At 72.0% G+C, this 16,094-nt stretch carries 16 protein-coding genes; 11 read left to right on the forward strand and 5 right to left on the reverse strand.

All coding sequences use genetic code 11. From position 1 onward, the window contains the following. Positions 1-63: 63 nt before the first annotated feature. Positions 64-897 (forward strand): MurR/RpiR family transcriptional regulator, encoded by an 834-nt coding sequence (locus ACWCSU_RS04660; protein ID WP_364101866.1) that lies wholly within the window; start codon positions 64-66, stop codon positions 895-897. On the opposite strand, the gene ACWCSU_RS04665 is transcribed toward ACWCSU_RS04660, so the two are convergent. Genes ACWCSU_RS04665 through ACWCSU_RS04675 form a run of 3 tightly spaced genes read right to left on the reverse strand, consistent with a single transcriptional unit; the run spans position 877 to position 3,118 of the window. After that, entirely contained in the window at positions 877-1,626 is a 750-nt protein-coding gene (locus tag ACWCSU_RS04665; RefSeq protein ID WP_449933536.1) for an ABC transporter permease, read from the reverse strand. The genes ACWCSU_RS04660 and ACWCSU_RS04665 overlap by 21 nt on opposite strands. Beyond that, positions 1,623-2,576 (reverse strand): ATP-binding cassette domain-containing protein, encoded by a 954-nt coding sequence (locus ACWCSU_RS04670; protein ID WP_449933538.1) that lies wholly within the window; start codon positions 2,574-2,576, stop codon positions 1,623-1,625. The genes ACWCSU_RS04665 and ACWCSU_RS04670 overlap by 4 nt, the downstream gene beginning before the upstream one ends. Positions 2,577-2,584: 8 nt before the next feature. Beyond that, positions 2,585-3,118 carry a PadR family transcriptional regulator gene (locus tag ACWCSU_RS04675; RefSeq protein ID WP_357695299.1) on the reverse strand — a complete coding sequence of 178 codons (534 nt, stop codon included), beginning with the start codon at positions 3,116-3,118 and terminating at the stop codon, positions 2,585-2,587. 54 nt (positions 3,119-3,172) lie between these two features. Between ACWCSU_RS04675 and ACWCSU_RS04680 the strand changes: the two genes are divergently transcribed. From ACWCSU_RS04680 to ACWCSU_RS04700, 5 genes are all read left to right on the forward strand, one after another. After that, a complete protein-coding gene (locus tag ACWCSU_RS04680) occupies positions 3,173-3,859 on the forward strand; it encodes an SDR family oxidoreductase (RefSeq protein ID WP_357695301.1) in 687 nt (228 codons plus the stop codon). A 33-nt stretch (positions 3,860-3,892) separates the two neighbouring features. Next, positions 3,893-5,062 carry an allantoate amidohydrolase gene (locus ACWCSU_RS04685; RefSeq protein WP_357695303.1) on the forward strand — a complete coding sequence of 390 codons (1,170 nt, stop codon included), beginning with the start codon at positions 3,893-3,895 and terminating at the stop codon, positions 5,060-5,062. After that, positions 5,053-6,375 (forward strand): formimidoylglutamate deiminase, encoded by a 1,323-nt coding sequence (locus ACWCSU_RS04690; protein WP_449933541.1) that lies wholly within the window; start codon positions 5,053-5,055, stop codon positions 6,373-6,375. Before ACWCSU_RS04685 ends, ACWCSU_RS04690 begins: the two co-directional genes overlap by 10 nt. Next, a complete protein-coding gene (gene hutI / locus ACWCSU_RS04695; RefSeq protein ID WP_449933543.1) occupies positions 6,372-7,517 on the forward strand; it encodes an imidazolonepropionase in 1,146 nt (381 codons plus the stop codon). The genes ACWCSU_RS04690 and hutI overlap by 4 nt, the downstream gene beginning before the upstream one ends. Before the next feature lie 106 nt (positions 7,518-7,623). Further along, the gene (locus tag ACWCSU_RS04700) at positions 7,624-8,565 is read left to right on the forward strand and encodes a sigma-70 family RNA polymerase sigma factor (protein ID WP_364101887.1); all 942 of its coding nucleotides are present in this window, start codon (positions 7,624-7,626) and stop codon (positions 8,563-8,565) included. 184 nt (positions 8,566-8,749) lie between these two features. Here ACWCSU_RS04700 and ACWCSU_RS04705 read toward each other — a convergent pair whose 3' ends face one another. Then, a complete protein-coding gene (locus ACWCSU_RS04705) occupies positions 8,750-9,316 on the reverse strand; it encodes a TetR/AcrR family transcriptional regulator (protein WP_357695311.1) in 567 nt (188 codons plus the stop codon). 78 nt (positions 9,317-9,394) lie between these two features. Here ACWCSU_RS04705 and ACWCSU_RS04710 point away from each other — a divergent pair, with 78 nt between their 5' ends. Together ACWCSU_RS04710 and ACWCSU_RS04715 are read left to right on the forward strand one after the other, a co-directional pair. Beyond that, the gene (locus ACWCSU_RS04710) at positions 9,395-10,198 is read left to right on the forward strand and encodes an alpha/beta fold hydrolase (protein WP_449933546.1); all 804 of its coding nucleotides are present in this window, start codon (positions 9,395-9,397) and stop codon (positions 10,196-10,198) included. A 10-nt stretch (positions 10,199-10,208) separates the two neighbouring features. Next, positions 10,209-10,973 (forward strand): MOSC domain-containing protein, encoded by a 765-nt coding sequence (locus ACWCSU_RS04715; RefSeq protein ID WP_357695315.1) that lies wholly within the window; start codon positions 10,209-10,211, stop codon positions 10,971-10,973. Here the strand turns inward: ACWCSU_RS04715 and ACWCSU_RS04720 are convergent. Beyond that, complete coding sequence (locus tag ACWCSU_RS04720) at positions 10,957-11,877, reverse strand: ABC transporter substrate-binding protein (protein WP_449933548.1); 921 nt, start codon at positions 11,875-11,877, stop codon at positions 10,957-10,959. The genes ACWCSU_RS04715 and ACWCSU_RS04720 overlap by 17 nt on opposite strands. A 192-nt stretch (positions 11,878-12,069) precedes the next feature. On the opposite strand from ACWCSU_RS04720, the gene ACWCSU_RS04725 reads away from it, so the two are divergent. The 3 genes from ACWCSU_RS04725 to ACWCSU_RS04735 are packed head-to-tail and all read left to right on the forward strand — an operon-like array spanning position 12,070 to position 15,955. Next, positions 12,070-13,398 (forward strand): ammonium transporter, encoded by a 1,329-nt coding sequence (locus ACWCSU_RS04725; RefSeq protein WP_449933550.1) that lies wholly within the window; start codon positions 12,070-12,072, stop codon positions 13,396-13,398. Next, a complete protein-coding gene (locus ACWCSU_RS04730) occupies positions 13,395-13,733 on the forward strand; it encodes a P-II family nitrogen regulator (RefSeq protein ID WP_357695321.1) in 339 nt (112 codons plus the stop codon). The genes ACWCSU_RS04725 and ACWCSU_RS04730 overlap by 4 nt, the downstream gene beginning before the upstream one ends. Continuing rightward, entirely contained in the window at positions 13,730-15,955 is a 2,226-nt protein-coding gene (locus tag ACWCSU_RS04735) for a [protein-PII] uridylyltransferase (protein ID WP_449933552.1), read from the forward strand. The genes ACWCSU_RS04730 and ACWCSU_RS04735 overlap by 4 nt, the downstream gene beginning before the upstream one ends. Positions 15,956-16,094 lie beyond the last annotated feature (139 nt).

Consider the following 16,094-nt stretch of genomic DNA (forward strand, 5'->3'; position numbering starts at 1 on the left):
GCCGTCCCGTCCCCCACGGGGTACGGGGGATGAGAATGCGGGTCGGGGAACGTTGGAGGTGGCGTGGCTGACGGATATCACGGTGGGCTCGGCGTGCTGCTCGACGGCCGGAGGTTGTCGCCGGTGCAGCGCAGGATCGCCCATTACCTGGGCGAGCACCTCGACGAGGCCATCTTCCTGTCCAGCGTCGAGCTGGCCGAGCGGGCCGGGGTCAGCCAGCCGTCGGTGACCAGGTTCGCCATGGTGCTCGGCTTCGCCGGCTATCCCGAGCTGCGTCAGGCGCTGCGCCCGCTGGTGCTCGGCGGCGGCGTGGTCGCGCCGCAGGAGAGCCTGCTGCGGAACGCGATCGACAGCGAGATCCGCAACCTCGCCGTGGTGCGCGAGCGGCTGGCCGCGCTCCCGCTCAAGGAGCTGGGCGAGCAGCTCGCCGCCACCGAGCCGCTGCCGGTGCTGGGCCTGCGGGTCTCCTGCGGCCTGGCCACCACCTTCGCCTACTACGCCAGGCGCATCCACCCCGACGTGCGCCTGCTCACCCATGGCGGCTCGGAGCTGGTCGAGGGGCTGCACGCGGCGCGGCGGGCGGGCGCGGAGTGGGTGGTGGCCGTGGTGCTCCCGCGCTATCCGGCCGAGGTCGTCCAGGCGCTGGAGTACGCGGAGAAGCTCGGCCTGCGCGTCGCCGCGATCACCGACAAGCCGGGCTTCCCGGCCGAGGTGGTGCTCGACGGCCCGGTCGGCGACCGTCTGGTGTTCGACTCCCACGCGGCCCCTCTGGCGCTGGCCATGGCCCTGGTGGAGGCCATGGCCGACGCCGCGCCGCTGCGTACCCGGGCCAGGCTGGAGGAGTACGAGCGGATGACCGACGAGGCCGGCACCTTCCTACCCGGCGATCCTGCGTAGCGACCGCGTCGACCAGATCGTCGTGAGCACCGCGAGCGCGATGAACAGCGCGAACGCGATCGGGATCGACGGGTCGCCGAGCCGCCCGGCGAACAATGCCCGCCCGGCCTCGACCGCGTGGTACAGCGGGTTGACCGGCGCGATCGCCCGCATCCAGCCGGGTGCGAACGAGATCGGGATGAACAGCCCGGCCAGCAGCATGATCGGCAGCATGAACAGGTTGAGCGTCTGCGACATGCCGTTCTCGTCGCGTACGGTCAGCGCCAGCCCCTGCGACAGCCCGGAGGCGAACAGCCCCGTGGCCGCCATGAGCGCCAGCACCAGCACCAGCTCGACGCCGCCGATCCGCACGCCCATGGCCACGGCCACGACCAGCACCAGGATGGCCTGGCAGACCAGCACGACCATGTCCTTGGCCACCCGTCCGAGCACGACGGCCGGCCGCCAGGCGGGGCTGACGGCGTACCGTTCGAGCGAGCCGTTGCGCAGCTCGGCGATCAGGCCGAACCCCGAGAACAGCGAGCCGAACACGGCGATCATCATCATCGACGCGGGCGTGAACATGCGCAGGGCGTCGACCGTGCTGCCGCCCGGCGTCAGATCCTTGAGCAGCGGCGCGAACATCAGCAGGTAGAGCACCGGCTGCAGGATGCCGAACAGCGGCCAGACCGGGTTGCCGAAGGACTTCTTCAGCTCGTAGCCGGTGAACAGGACGAGGTGGCGGATCATGCGGCGGCTCCCGTGTCGCGGAGGGATCGGCCGGTCTTGGCCAGGAAGACGTCGTCGAGCGTGGAGCGGTCGAGCGCGATCGAGCGCAGGGCGATGCCGTGCTCCTCAAGCAGGCGCAGCAGCGCGGGCAGCGTGTGCTCGCCGTCGTCGACGTAGACGCGCAGGGCGTCCTCGTCCACGCGGACCTCGCGGGCCAGGGGCCTGAGCGCCTCGGCGGCCCGCTCGGGCTCGTCCAGCCGCAGCGTGACGACGTCGCCGGAGACCTCGCGCTTGAGCTCACCGGGCGTGCCCTCGGCCACGATCCGCCCGTGGTCCACGATCACCAGCCGGTCGCAGAGCGCGTCGGCCTCGTCGAGGTAGTGGGTGCTGAGCAGCACGCTCGTGCCGGCCTCGCGGAGCTGCCTGATGCGGTCCCAGAGGTTCGCGCGGTTCTGCGGGTCGAGGCCGGTGGTGGGTTCGTCGAGGAAGAGCAGCGGCGGCGCGTGCACCAGCCCGAGCGCGATGGCCACCCGTCGCTTCTGGCCGCCGGAGAGCGTGCGGCCGGGCCGATCGGCCATCTCGGTGAGGTCGAAGCGTTCGAGGACGTCGGCCGTGGCCTGCCTCGGGTCGGCCACGTCGTGGATCCTGGCGGCCATCATGATCTGGGCGCGGGCGCTCGTGGTGTCCTCCACGCCGCCCGCCTGGCTGACGTAGCCGAGCTTGCGGCGCACGGCCCCGGGCTCCGCGCGCAGGTCGTGCCCGGCGATGACGGCGGTGCCGGAGTCGGGCGTGATCAGAGTGGCCAGCATGCGGATCGTCGTGGTCTTGCCGGCGCCGTTGGGGCCGAGGACGCCGAAGATCTCGCCTTTTTCGACGTTGAGGTCGATGCCGCGCACGGCCTCGACGGTCTGGGAGCCCTTGCGGCTCCTGGTGGTGAACGTCTTGCGTAACTCGCGTGCTTCTATGATCACCGTTCTCCTCAGGGCAGTTCGTCCTTCTCGACCCGTGTGATCGCGCCTTCGACCCAGTCGAGCTGGGCCTGGAGCACGGCCTGGGTCAGGCGGAGGTTCTCGTCGAGGTGCCTGGGCTCGCCGTAGCGCTGCTTGGTGCCGTACGCGTGGTCGATCGTCTCGATGTTCAGTCGCAGTTGTCGGATCCTGCCATGCAGGGCGTCGAGAATCTCCTGCTTTTCCAGCCGGTTCATGAACGTCAGCGCGACCTGGAAGGGGTCCACGACGGGCCGCACCTCCGACCAGCTCTGCATGAGCAGCCGGTGGAACTCGTAGCGGCCGGCGTCGGTCAGCTCGTAGACGACCTTGCCGCCCTTCCCGGCCTCGACGACCGCGAGCAGACCCTCGTCGGCCATCTTGCCCAGGCCGTGGTAGATCGAGCCGAAGGCGACGTTCGCCCAGGCGTCGGCGCCCATCATCTCCAGCCGGCGGCGGACGCCGTAGCCGTTCATGGGGCCGTCGAGCAGGGAACCGAGGATCAGAATGCGCGTTGACACCGACATGACTCAATTTTGTACTCAAATTTGAGGGATCGTCAAGGTCATAAACTCGGCGGCATGACTGAACGACCGATCGCGCTGGTCACCGGCGCTTCCCGTGGTGTGGGCGAGGCCGTGGCGCGGGCGCTGGGCCCCACGCATCACCTCATCCTCGGTGGCAGGGACGAGTCCGCGCTCGCGAAGCTGGCCGCCGAACTGCCCGACGCGCGGCCCTGGCCCGTCGAGCTGACCCGGCTCACCGAGGCCGACGTCGCCGGCGTCGAGCGGCTCGACGTGCTCGTGCACAGCGCCGGGGTCGCGATGCTCGGCCGGATCGCCGACCAGCCGGCCGACAACTGGCGCACGACGATGGAGCTCAACGTCGTGGCGGTCGCCGAGCTGACCCGGCTGCTGCTGCCCGCGCTGCGCCGCGCCCGGGGGCACGTCGTCTGCGTGAACTCCGGGTCGGGGCAGCGGGCCAACCCCGAATGGGCCTCGTACGCGGCCAGCAAGTTCGCCCTGCGCGCCTTCGCCGACGCGCTGCGCCTGGAGGAGCCCGAGCTGCGGGTCACCACCGTCTACCCGGGCCGGGTGGCCACCGACATGCAGCGCGGCGTACGAGCCCAGGAAGGCGGCGCGTACGAACCGGACAAGTACCTCACCCCGGAGAGCGTGGCGCGGGCCGTGCTCGCCACGATCAACGCCGGACCCGACGCCCACCTCACCGAACTGACCATCAGACCGAGCGCGGGCCCGGTCAGCTGACATCTGAATGAATCCATTCACTACAGTGGACCCATGCTTGAACCACTCGCGCACATTGGACGAGATCCCCGCTCCGGCGGATACGTGAGAGACGCCTGGTCGGCCGCCGACATGGAGCTACGCGGGTGGTTCGCGGGCGAGGCCGCGCGCCGCGGGCTCGACCTGCGGGAAGACCGCAACGGCAACCTCTGGGCCTGGTGGGGCGACCCGTCGGGCCGGCCGGGCGTCGTCACCGGCAGCCACCTCGACTCGGTGCGCCACGGCGGCGCCTTCGACGGCCCGCTCGGCGTGGTGTCCGCCTTCGCCGCCCTCGACCTGCTGCGCGAACGGCAGGTCACCCCGGGCAGGCCGGTCGGCGTCGCCTGCTTCACCGACGAGGAGGGGGCCAGGTTCGGCATGCCGTGCATGGGCTCCCGGCTGCTCACCGGCGCGCTCACGCCGGAACGCGCGCTCGCGCTCACCGACGACGAGGGTGACACGCTGGCCGACGTCATGGCGCGGGCCGGCCGCAAGCCGGAGGCCATCGGACGCGACGCCGAGACCCTGGCCACCGTCGGCACGTTCGTCGAGCTCCACGTCGAGCAGGGCCGCGGCCTGGTGCACGAGGGCCGGCCGGTGGGCGTGGCCAGCGCCATCTGGCCGCACGGCCGGTGGCGCTTCGACTTCCACGGCAGGGCCGACCACGCGGGCACCACCCGGCTGGCCGACCGCGACGACCCGATGCTGCCCTTCGCCCGCCTGGTGCTGGCCGCCCGCGAGGCGGCCGAGCGGCACGACGTGGTGGCCACGGTCGGCAAGACCCGCGTCTCGCCCGGTAACGCCAACGCCGTCCCCGGCCTGGTCTCGGCCTGGCTGGACGCCCGCGGCCCGGCGGAGCCCGCGGTCCGCGCCCTGGTCGAGGAGCTGTCCGCGGCGGCCGGGGCGGACGTGCGCGAGGAGTCGTGGACCCCCGAGGTCGCCTTCGGCGCCGCGCTGAGGGACCGGCTGGCCCGCGTGGCCGGCGGCGACACGCCCGCGCCGATCCTGCCGACCGGAGCGGGTCACGACGCCGGGATCCTCGCCACGGCGGGCGTCCCGAGCGCGATGTTGTTCGTACGCAACCCCACCGGCGTGTCCCATTCACCCGAGGAGCACGCCGACCAGGCAGACTGCCATGCGGGAGTGGTGGCACTCGCGGACGTGCTGGAGGATCTGTGTCGCTGACCTACTGGTGCGAGCAGGCCTGGTTGCCCGACGGGGTCGCCCATGGCGTCCTCATCGAGGTCGAGGGCACCCGGATCGCCCGGATCGCCCGTGGCGAGCCCGGCTCGGCCGAGCGGCTGCCGGGCCTGACCATCCCCGGCCTGGCCAACGCCCATTCCCACGCCTTCCACCGGGCCCTGCGCGGCGCCACCCAGCGCGGCAAGGGCGACTTCTGGACCTGGCGCGACCAGATGTACGAGGTCGCGGGCAGGCTCGACCCCGACACCTACTTCCAGCTCGCCAGGGCGGTCTACGCCGAGATGGCGCTGGCCGGGGTGACCTGCGTGGGCGAGTTCCACTACCTGCACCACGCCCCCGACGGCCGCCCGTACGAGGACAGGAACGTGATGAGCCACGCGCTCATCCAGGCCGCCCGCGAGGCCGGGCTGCGCATCACGCTGCTCGACACCTGCTACCTGTCGGGCGGCATCGGCGTGCCGCTGTCGGGCACCCAGCTGCGCTTCAGCGACGGCAGCGCCCACGGCTGGGCCGCCCGCGCCGACGAGCTGGCCGCCGCCTACGAAGGGCAGCACGACGTCGAGATCGGGGCCGCCGTCCACTCGGTGCGCGCGGTGCCGCCCGACCAGATGCCGGTGGTGGCCGAGTTCTCCCACCGGCACGCCGCCCCGCTGCACGCGCACGTCTCCGAGCAGCGCGCCGAGAACGCGGCCTGCGCCGAGACGTACGCCGCCACGCCGGTCCAGATCCTGCACGAGCGCGGCGTGCTCGGCCCTCGCTCGACCGCCGTGCACGCCACCCATCTGACCGACTCCGACGTGGAGCTGCTCGGCCAGTCGGGCACGTACATCTGCATGTGCCCCACCACCGAGCGCGACCTGGCCGACGGCGTCGGCCCGGCCAGGGCGGCGGCCGACCGGGGCACGCAGATCACGCTCGGCTCCGACGGCCACGCCGTGATCGACCTGTTCGAGGAGGCCCGCGCGGTCGAGCTCGACGAGCGGCTGACCAGCGAGCGGCGCGGCCACTGGAGCGCCGCCGACCTGCTCACCGCCGCCACCGGCACCGGGCACACCTCGCTCGGCTTCGCCGACGCGGGCCGGCTCATCCCCGGGGCGTGGGCCGACCTGGTGTCGGTCCGGCTCGACTCGGTGCGCACGGCGGGCGCCGGCGGGCTGGAGGCGGTGGTGTTCGCGGCCACGGCCTCCGACGTGCACTCGGTGGTCTCCGGCGGCCGCAGGGTCGTCGCGCAGGGCCGCCACGAACTGGGCGACGTCGGACACATGCTCTCCGAGGCGATAGGAAAGGTGCGATGACCACCACGCTGATCGACGGGATCGGGCTGCTCTACACCGGCGACCCCGAGCGCGAGGAGATCACCGACGCGGCGCTGGTCGTCGAGGACGGCGTGGTGGCCTGGCTGGGCCCCGCCGCCCAGGCGCCCGACGCCGACGAGCGCGTGCACGTCGGCGGCCGGGCCGTGCTGCCCGGGTTCGTGGACAGCCACGCCCACCTGATCTTCGCCGGCGACCGCACGGCCGAGTTCCAGGCCCGCATGTCGGGGCAGCCGTACACCGGCGGGGGCATCAGGACGACCGTCGCCGCCACCCGCGCGGCGAGCGACGCCGACCTGGCCACGCACGCCCGCGCCCTGGTGGAGGAGATGCTCGCCCAGGGCACCACCACCGTGGAGATCAAGAGCGGCTACGGCCTGTCCGCCGAGCACGAGCGACGCTCCCTGGAGATCGCCACCACCCTCACCGACGAGACCACCTACCTCGGCGCGCACGTCGTGCCCGAGGGCGCCGACGCCGACGACTACGTCCGCCTGGTGACGGGCGAGATGCTCGACGCCTGCGCCCCCTACGCCAAATGGGTGGACGTCTTCTGCGAGCGCGGCGCGTTCGACGGCGACCAGACCAGGGAGATCCTGAACGCCGGGATCAAGGCCGGGCTCCAGGCCCGCGTGCACGCCAACCAGCTCACCGAGGGGCCCGGCGTGCGCATCGCCTGCGAGCTGGGCGCGGCCTCGGCCGACCACTGCACCCACCTGTCGGCGGCCGACGTCGACGCGCTGGCCTCCAGCGGGACGGTCGCGACGCTGCTGCCGGGGGCCGAGTTCTCCACGCGGTCGCCGTACCCGGACGCGCGGCGGCTCATCGACGCGGGCGTCACGGTCGCGCTGGCCACCGACTGCAACCCGGGCTCGTCGTTCACCTCGTCGATGCCGTTCTGCGTGGCGCTGGCCGTACGGGAGATGGGGATGACGCCGCTGGAGGCGGTGCGGGCGGCCACGTACGGCGGGGCCCGCGCGCTGCGCCGCACGGACGTAGGGTGGTTGCGTCAGGGAGCCCGCGCGGACCTCGTCGTGCTCGACGCCCCCTCCTATGTCCACCTGGCGTACCGACCCGGTGTTCCCCTTGTCCACCAGGTGTTTCAGGCCGGTCTCCTCCTTTAGGAGGACGTCCAAGACCCTCCCTCTGGCGTAGCTGTTTAGGGAATCTTTGCTTCCGGCCGGACGTTGGCGGGATATAGGACGCAGCTGCGGAACGAGGTGCCAGGGGATGGCAAGGCCTACGGGGAGTCGCACGCAGGAGCAGCACGTCGCTGACCGCGACCTGCTGGGGACGTATCTGGCCGAGATAGGCCGGGTCCCGCTGCTCACGGCGGAGGAAGAGGTGGAGCTCGCCAAGAGGATCGAGGCGGGCCTGTTCGCCGAGCAGCTTCTTGACAGCGGAGGCTCCGAGCCGCGGATCGGGGACGCGGCCGACGAGGAGCTGGAACGCCTGGCCGTCTCGGGCCAGCGGGCGAAGGACGAGTTCATCCAGGCCAACCTGCGCCTGGTGGTGGCGGTGGCCCGGAAGTACTCGGGTCGGGGGATGCCGCTCATCGACCTGGTCCAGGAGGGGAACCTGGGCCTGGTGCGAGCGGTCGAGAAGTTCGACTACCGGCGGGGGTACAAGTTCTCCACCTACGCCACGTGGTGGATCAGGCAGTCGGTCGGACGGGCCATCCACGAGCAGGCCCGTCCGGTCCGGCTGCCGACGCACGCCGGCGAGCAGATGACCCGGCTGATGCGGGTGCGCCGCGACATGCTGGCCGAGTACGACACCGAGCCGACCGACGGCGACCTCGCCGAGATCCTCGACCTGCCGATCGAGCGGGTGCGCGAGCTGCGCCGCTGGGCGTCCGACCCGGTGTCGTTGCAGCTCGGCGTGGGTGACGAGGACGAGACCGAGCTGGGTGACATGATCGCCGACGAGACGTGGGCCGATCCCGAGCAGCAGGCCATCGACATCCTTGAGCGCGAGCGGCTCGACCAGTGGCTCACCGACCTGGAGGGCGACACCAGCGAGATGTTGCGGTGGCGCTACGGGCTGGTCGACGGGCGCGAGCACACGCTGACCGAGGTGGGGGAGCGCTACGGCATCGGCCGCGACCGCGCCCGCCGCATCGAGCGCGACGCGCTGGCCCGCCTGCGCCGCATGGCCAACGCCGCCGCCTGACCTTCTTCGCGGCCTTCGCCCTTCTGGGCGTCTTCGGCGCCGCCGCCCGCATCCGGGCGGCGGCGCCGCCGCATCCGGACGCCTCCGGCGTCCCAGGGGCCCGCGGCGTGACGAAGGCCCACGGGCGGCGACCCGTTCCAGGGGCCTGTGACGTCACCAGGGCCCGCTCGTTCCAGGGGGTCTGTCACGGTCTGAGGACGCGGCGCAGGAACTCCTCGACGGCGGACTCCGCCGTGGCCGTGTCGCCGCCTCTGGCGACCAGCAGGGCGCTCTCGTTGATGGCGGCCAGCAGCATGTGGGCGTGCAGGTCGACGAACTCGTCGGGCACCGCCCCGGTCGCCTGGAGGGCCGCCTTCAGCATGCCGAACGAGTAACGCTCCTCCATCGCCCGCCAGCTCTCCCACCCGAGCACGGCGGGCGCGTCGATGAGCACGATGCGCCGGATCACCGGATCGCCCGCGAGCCTCACCCAGGCCAGCGCCCCCGCCCGCAGCGCCGCCGCGGGGTCGCCGATGCCGCGCACCGCCTTGGCGATCTTGACGCCGACGGCCGACTCCGTGGCCTCCAGCACCGCCTCGAACAGCGCGTCCTTGCCCGCGTAGTGGTGGTAGAGCGCCCCGCGGCTCAGCCCCGACTCCTGCAGCACGGTCTCGATCGACGTGTCGTCGTAGCCCCGCTCGGCGAACAGCCGCGTGGCGATGGCGAGGACCTTGTCGCGGGTGGCCGCGCCGCGCTCCGCCTTGAGGTTCATGCCCCCACTCTAGACAGACCGACCGACGGTCGGTAATTTTCTAGACCGACAGTCGGTCTGTAATCCCAAGGAGTGGACGTGGACGGCATCACCTACCTGGACGTCGGCCGGGGCCCGGTCGCCTTGTTCGTGCACGGCGTGGGCACCAGCTCGTACCTGTGGCGCAACGTCGTCGCAGAGCTGCGCGACGAACGCCGCTGCGTGGCCATCGACCTGCCCCTGCACGGCGGCAGCGACCCGCGCGACGACCTGTCCATCCCCGCGCTGGCCGAGGCCGTCGAGGAGCTGTGCGCCGGGCTCGGCCTGGACGAGGTGGACCTCGTGGCCAACGACACCGGCGGCGCCGTGGCCCAGGTGTTCGCGGTGCGCCACCCCGCGCGGCTGCGCTCGCTCACCCTCACCAACTGCGACGTGCACACCAACACCCCGCCCGAGGCGTTCAAGGACACCGTCGAGCTGGCCGTCAGGGGCGAGCTGGCCGGGCTCGTGGCCGCCGTGGTGGACCATCCCGAGCTGCTGGCCCGGACCGCCCTGGGCGCCGGCTACGAGCGCATCGACGACCCCGCCGCGCTGGTCGACGCCTACCTGCGCCCGATCCTGGCCAAGCCCGGCGGCGGCCGCGCCTTCGAACGCCTGCTGGCCTCGATCGACGCCGCGGACCTGGTCGCCATCGAGCCCCAGCTCACCGTGCTCACCGTGCCGACGCTGGTCGTGTGGGGCACCGGCGACACGTTCTTCGACGTGAGCTGGGCCCACTGGCTGCGCGACACGATCCCCGGCGTGAAGGAGGTCGTCGAGATCGAGGGCGGGCGGCTGTTCTTCCCCGACGAGCGGGCCGCCGAGCTGGTCCCCCACCTGCGCCGCTTCTGGGGCCGGCCGTAGGCTCCGGATCATGTACGTCGAAACGTTGCGCCGCTATCCGGTCAAGTCGATGCTGGGCGAGGAGATCGCCGAGAGCGAGGTGACCGAGCGCGGCCTGACCGGCGACCGGGCCAGGGCGGTGCTCGACGTCGCCACGGGGAAGATCGCCAGTGCCAAGAACCCCAGGCTGTGGCGCGACCTGCTGACCGTCGAAGGCGCCCGCGCGCCGGGCGACGAGGAGCTGTCGAAGCTGCTCGGCCGCGAGGTGCGGCTGATCGACGTGCCGCCGGAGGGCGCCGAGCTGGAGCGGTCGGTGCCCGAGCGGGTGCTGGCCGAGGGCATCGAGGCGGAGGTGCCGTACACGGTGGGCACGCTGGGCGGGGCCTCGCCGGAGGGCACGTTCTTCGACTTCGCGCCCCTGCACCTGATCTCCACCGCGACGATCGACCGCATCGGCGAGCTGAGCCCGCGCGGGCACGTCGAGGCCCTCCGCTACCGGCCCAACCTGATCATCAGGACCGACGTGGAGGGCTTCGCCGAGAACGACTGGGTGGGGCGCGAGCTGCACGTCGGGCACGAGGTCGTGCTCCAGGTCATCGTGGCCAGCCCGCGCTGCGCGGTGCCGACGCTGGCCCACGGCGCGCTCGGCCGCGACACCGAGGCGCTGCGCGTGGTCGCCCGGCACAACCGGGTCCCGGTGCTCGACGCCGGGCTCCAGGCGTGCGCGGGCGTCTATGCGCGGGTGCTGCGCCCCGGCCGGATCGTCCAGGGCGACCCGGTCAGGCCAGCGGGCTGAGGTACTTCTCCAGGTCGTCGAGGATCTTGCCGGCGGCGGTGACGCCGATGCCGGTCATCCAGATCTCGTCGTCCACGTCGTGCGCGTGGCCGGCCTTGACCGCGGCCAGGTTCTTCCACAGCGGGCCGCCGGTCACCGTGGCCTGCGACTTGGCGGCGGCCTCGCCGTAGGCGCTGTAGAAGATCGCGTCGCCGTCGGCCTGGGCGATGTTCTCCTGGCTCAGCTTGCCGAAGCGCTTGTCGTCCTGGTCGGCCAGGCGCTGGACCTCGGGCCGCTGGACGCCGGCGTCGCCGACCACGATGCCGCTGAACGACTCGGGGCCGTACATGCGGATCTCGGTGGGCATGAAGCGCACGATGCTCACCGAGAGCTTCGAGAACTTCGTGCCCACCTCCTTGGCCCGCTGCTCGTAGGACGACAGCAGCCCGGACGCCTGCTCCTTCTTGCCCAGGGCCTCGGCGTCCAGCAGGAAGTTCTCCTTCCAGGTGATGCCCACCTTCTCCGTGAACACGGTCGGAGCGATCTTGCTGAGCTTGTCGTAGAAGGCGGCCTGGCGGAACTTCGTGCCGAGGATGAGGTCCGGCTTGAGCGCCATGATCGCCTCGATGTTGGGCTGCTGGAGAGTGCCGACCGGCTTGGTGGCCGACAGCGCCGAGCCGAGGTACTCCGGCCAGGTCTGGTTCTCGCCCGCCTGAGCCGCGCCGACGGGGGCCATCCCGAGGGAGACCATCGTGTCCAGCTTGTCGGTGTCGAGCACGACCACCCGCTTGGGGGTCATCGGAACTTTGCTCTCGCCCATGGCGTGCTTGACCGTCCTGGTGGGGCCGGCGTCCTGCGTGCCGGTCGAGGTGCCGCAGGCGGCCAGGGCGAGGACGGGGAGCAGGGCCAGAAGCCGGAGACGCATGAGGGATTCCTTGATCTATTAGGTTAGGCAATCCTAAGTATCTCATGGCCCAATCGAAGCGTGTGAAGGGGCCGAAACGTACCCGAAACACCGTGCCGACGAGATTCACGAATGCGAAACACTCCAGGTCGAGCCACGAAACCCCGGCCGAACACGCTGTGGCGACACGTCACATGTAAGGAGGGTCGCGTCGTGAAGATCGATAGCGGCACCACAGCCTGGATGCTCGCGGCCACCGCGCTGGTGTTGCTGATGACTCCGGGCCTCGCGTTCTTCTACGGGGGCATGACCAGGGCCAAGAGCGTCCTGAACATGATGATGATGTCGTTCGGCGCCATCATCACGGTCACCGTGGCCTGGGTGCTGTTCGGGCACTCGATCGCGTTCACCGACAACGGCAGCACGGTGCTCAACAACATCGTCGGCGGCTTCGACGCCCTGGGCCTGCAGAGCCTGGTCGACACGGCCACCAAGGACGACGGCACCGGCATGCCGAGCCTGGTCTTCTCGGCCTTCCAGCTGACGTTCGCCATCATCACCGTCGCCCTGATCAGCGGCGCGATCGCGGACCGGGCGAAGTTCGGCGCGTGGATCCTGTTCACCGTCGTCTGGGCCACCGTGGTCTACTTCCCGGTCGCCCACTGGGTGTGGGGCACCGGCTGGCTCAACACCATGGGCATCGAGGACTTCGCCGGCGGAACCGTCGTCCACATCAACGCCGGCGCCGCGGCGCTGGCCCTGGCCCTGGTGATCGGCAAGCGCAAGGGCTGGCGCAAGGAGCCGATGCGGCCGCACAACCTCACGCTGGTGCTGCTCGGCGCGGGCCTGCTGTGGTTCGGCTGGTTCGGCTTCAACGCCGGCTCGGAACTGGCCGTGGACGGCACCGCCGGGCTCGCGTTCATGAACACCCAGATCGCCACCGCGGTCGCCGCCGGGGCCTGGCTCGTCGTGGAGAAGCTGCGCGACGGCCACGCCACCAGCCTCGGGGTCGCCTCCGGCGCGGTCGCCGGCCTGGTCGCCATCACGCCGGCCTGCGGTTTCGTGGACCCGTGGGCCGCGATGGTCATCGGGCTGGTGGCCGGGGCCGTCTGCGCCTACGCCGTGGGCCTGAAGTACCGGCTGGGCTTCGACGACTCGCTCGACGTGGTCGGCGTGCACCTGGTCGGCGGGGTCATCGGCGCCGTCTCGCTCGGCTTCCTGGCCGCCTATCCCTTCCTCGACCAGCAGAGCAAGGGCCTGTTCTACGGCGGCGGCCTCGGCCAGCTCGGGCTCCAGGTGCTCGGCCCGGTCGCGATCGGCGGCTACTCGTTCGTCGCCACCTGGATCGTCGGGAAGATCATCGACAGGACGATGGGCTTCCGCATCTCCGCCGAGGACGAGCTCACCGGCATCGACGTCACCACGCACGCCGAGACCGGGTACGACCTGGGCACGGTCTACGCGTCCGGCGTGACCACCCCGAACGGTCCGCTCACCCCGGCCCCGGCTCCGGCTCCGGCTCCCAAGAAGGTGGAGGCATGAGGCTCATCACCGCGATCATCAAGCCGTTCAAGCTCGACGACGTCAAGGCGGCGCTGGAGCAGTTCGGCGTCAAGGGCATGACGGTCAGCGAGGCCAGCGGCTACGGCCGCCAGCGCGGCCACACCGAGGTCTACCGCGGCGCCGAGTACCAGGTGGACCTGGTGCCGAAGGTGCGCCTGGAGGTGCTGGCCGAGGAGGACGACGCCGAGGACGTCCTCGACGTCATCGTCAAGGCGGCCCACACCGGCAAGATCGGCGACGGCAAGGTCTGGTCCGTGCCCGTCGACACGGTCGTGCGCGTACGCACCGGAGAGCGAGGGCCGGAGGCCCTGTGAGAGGAGAGGCGCGCTCGTACGCCGCGGCCCGCAAGGAGCGGACCGCGGACACCGACCGCTGGCTCAAGGACCTCTTCAGGACGGCGAGCGACGGCGACCAGGTCTCCCTGGTCGCCGTCGGCAGCCTCGGGCGCGGCGAGCCGGCCCCGGGCAGCGACCTGGACCTGGTCCTGCTGCACGACGGACGGGCCGACGTGGGGCGGATCGCCGACCGCATCTGGTACCCCATCTGGGACTCCGCCGTCGGCCTCGACCACTCCGTGCGGACCGTGACGGAGGCCGTGGCCGTGGCCAGGCAGGACCTCAAGGCCGTGCTCGGACTCATCCAGGCCAGGCACGTCGCCGGCGACCCCGACCTGACCAGGAAGGCCAGGGAGGCGGTGCTGGCCGAGTGGCGGGCCGACTCGCGGCGCAGGCTGGGCGAGCTGCGCGCGTCGGCCGACCACCGGGCGCAGGTCAGCGGCGAGCTGGCCTTCCTCCTCGAACCCGACCTCAAGGACGGCCGCGGCGGGCTCCGCGACGTCCAGGCGATGCAGGCCGTGGCGGCGGCGTGGGTGGCCTCGGCGCCGGGACCGCGGGCGCGCGAGGCGCACGAGTTCATCCTCGACGTGCGGCACGCGCTGCACGTCGTCACCGCGCGCGGCGCCGACCGGCTGGTGCTCCAGGAGCAGGACGCGGTGGCCGGGCTGCTCGGCCTGCTCGACGCCGAGGCCCTCATGCGCAGGCTCGCCGAGGCGGGCCGGACCGTCTCCCACGCCTTCGACGCCACCTGGCGGACGGTTGACAAGCTGCTGTCAGGGCCGGTGCCGCGGGGGCGCCGTCCGCTGGCCGACGGTGTGGTCGAGCACGGTGGGGAGGTGGTGCTCGCCAGAGGCGTCGACCCGCGCAGGGACCCCGTCCTGGTGCTGCGGGCGGCTGCCGCCGCGGCCGGTTCGGGGCTGCCGCTGGCGCCCGCGACGGTGTCCGTCCTGGCCGCTCAGTCGGCTTCGATGCCGGTGCCGTGGCCCGAGGAGGCGCGCGACGCGCTGGTGTCGATCCTCGGCGCCGGACGGGCCGCCGTGCCCGTGTGGGAGGAGCTCGACCAGGCCGGCGTCCTTGTCAAGCTGCTTCCTGACTGGGAGCGCGTACGGCATCGTCCGCAGCGCAATCCCATCCACCGCTTCACCGTGGACCGGCACCTGATCGAGACCGCCGCGAACGCCGCCGGCCTCGCCCGCGAGGTCTCCCGTCCCGACCTGCTGCTGATCGGCGCGCTCCTGCACGACATCGGCAAGGGCTGGCCGGGCGACCACTCGGCGACGGGCGAGGTCGTGGTCCGCGACCTCGCCCGCCGCATGGGGCTGCCCGCGCGCGACGTCGAGACGCTGGCCACCGTCGTACGCCACCACCTGCTGCTGCCCGAGACCGCCACCCGCAGGGACCTGGACGACCCGGTCACGATCGAGAAGGTCGCCGCCACGGTCGGCTCCCGCGAGGTGCTCGACCTGCTGGCCGCGCTGGCCGTCGCCGACGGCAACGCGACCGGGCCCGCCGCCTGGAACGCCTGGAAGGCCGGCCTGGTCGCCGACCTCGTCCGCCGGGTCAGGTCCGTGCTGTCGGGCTCGCCGCCGCCCAGGGCGCCCTCGATCTCGCCCGAGCAGGCCGCGCTGGCCCGGCACGGCGGCGGGGCGGTCCGGGTCAACGGCGGGGCGGTCACGGTCGTCGCCCCCGACCGGGCCGGGCTGCTGTGGAGCGCCGCCGGGGTGCTGGCCGCCCACCGGATGGTCGTGCGCTCGGCGTCGGCCGCGTCGGCGGGCGGCACGGCGGTGATCGAGTTCGCCGTCGTGCCCGAGTACGGCTCCCCGCCCGACCCGGCCACGCTGGAGGCCGATCTGCGGCTCGTCCTTGCCGGCCGTCTTGACATCGAGCAGCGGCTGGCCCGCCGCGCCAGGTCCGTACGGCCGCCCCGGGTACCTGTGGCTCCACCTCGCGTGACACTGGTCGACGACGCCTCCGCGACGGCCACCGTGGTGGAAGTCAGGGCCCATGACAGGCCGGGGCTCCTGTGGCGCATCGGACGGGCGTTCGGGGAGTGTGGTCTTGACGTGAGAGCCGCCCGCGTGGAGACTCTCGGCGCGGAGGCGGTGGACGTCTTCTATGTCGTGGACCGCGCCGGTCGCACCCTCAGCGACGGCGCGCAGCGAGTTCAAGTTCACGATCAGGTGCTGGCCGCACTGCGATAACCAACAGTGAACAACTGTCGGTCACATATGTAACGATTGTGTCCGAAATGCCTGTTAAGTCGGATGCTGCGGATACCTTGTGGACGGCTTGAACACCCGTCGTTGAACGGGACGATTGAGGGGTAGCGAAAGCAGTGAT

Source organism: Nonomuraea sp. NPDC001699 (assembly GCF_053596455.1).

Bases quoted from the DNA above. Each gene is read 5' to 3' on its own strand.
- ACWCSU_RS04665 (WP_449933536.1), bottom strand. From the start codon at position 1,626: ATGATCCGCCACCTCGTCCTGTTCACCGGCTACGAGCTGAAGAAGTCC.
- ACWCSU_RS04675 (WP_357695299.1), bottom strand. From the start codon at position 3,118: ATGTCGGTGTCAACGCGCATTCTGATCCTCGGTTCCCTGCTCGACGGC.
- ACWCSU_RS04680 (WP_357695301.1), top strand. From the start codon at position 3,173: ATGACTGAACGACCGATCGCGCTGGTCACCGGCGCTTCCCGTGGTGTG.
- ACWCSU_RS04685 (WP_357695303.1), top strand. From the start codon at position 3,893: ATGCTTGAACCACTCGCGCACATTGGACGAGATCCCCGCTCCGGCGGA.
- hutI (WP_449933543.1), top strand. From the start codon at position 6,372: ATGACCACCACGCTGATCGACGGGATCGGGCTGCTCTACACCGGCGAC.
- ACWCSU_RS04700 (WP_364101887.1), top strand. From the start codon at position 7,624: ATGGCAAGGCCTACGGGGAGTCGCACGCAGGAGCAGCACGTCGCTGAC.
- ACWCSU_RS04705 (WP_357695311.1), bottom strand. From the start codon at position 9,316: ATGAACCTCAAGGCGGAGCGCGGCGCGGCCACCCGCGACAAGGTCCTC.
- ACWCSU_RS04715 (WP_357695315.1), top strand. From the start codon at position 10,209: ATGTACGTCGAAACGTTGCGCCGCTATCCGGTCAAGTCGATGCTGGGC.
- ACWCSU_RS04720 (WP_449933548.1), bottom strand. From the start codon at position 11,877: ATGCGTCTCCGGCTTCTGGCCCTGCTCCCCGTCCTCGCCCTGGCCGCC.
- ACWCSU_RS04730 (WP_357695321.1), top strand. From the start codon at position 13,395: ATGAGGCTCATCACCGCGATCATCAAGCCGTTCAAGCTCGACGACGTC.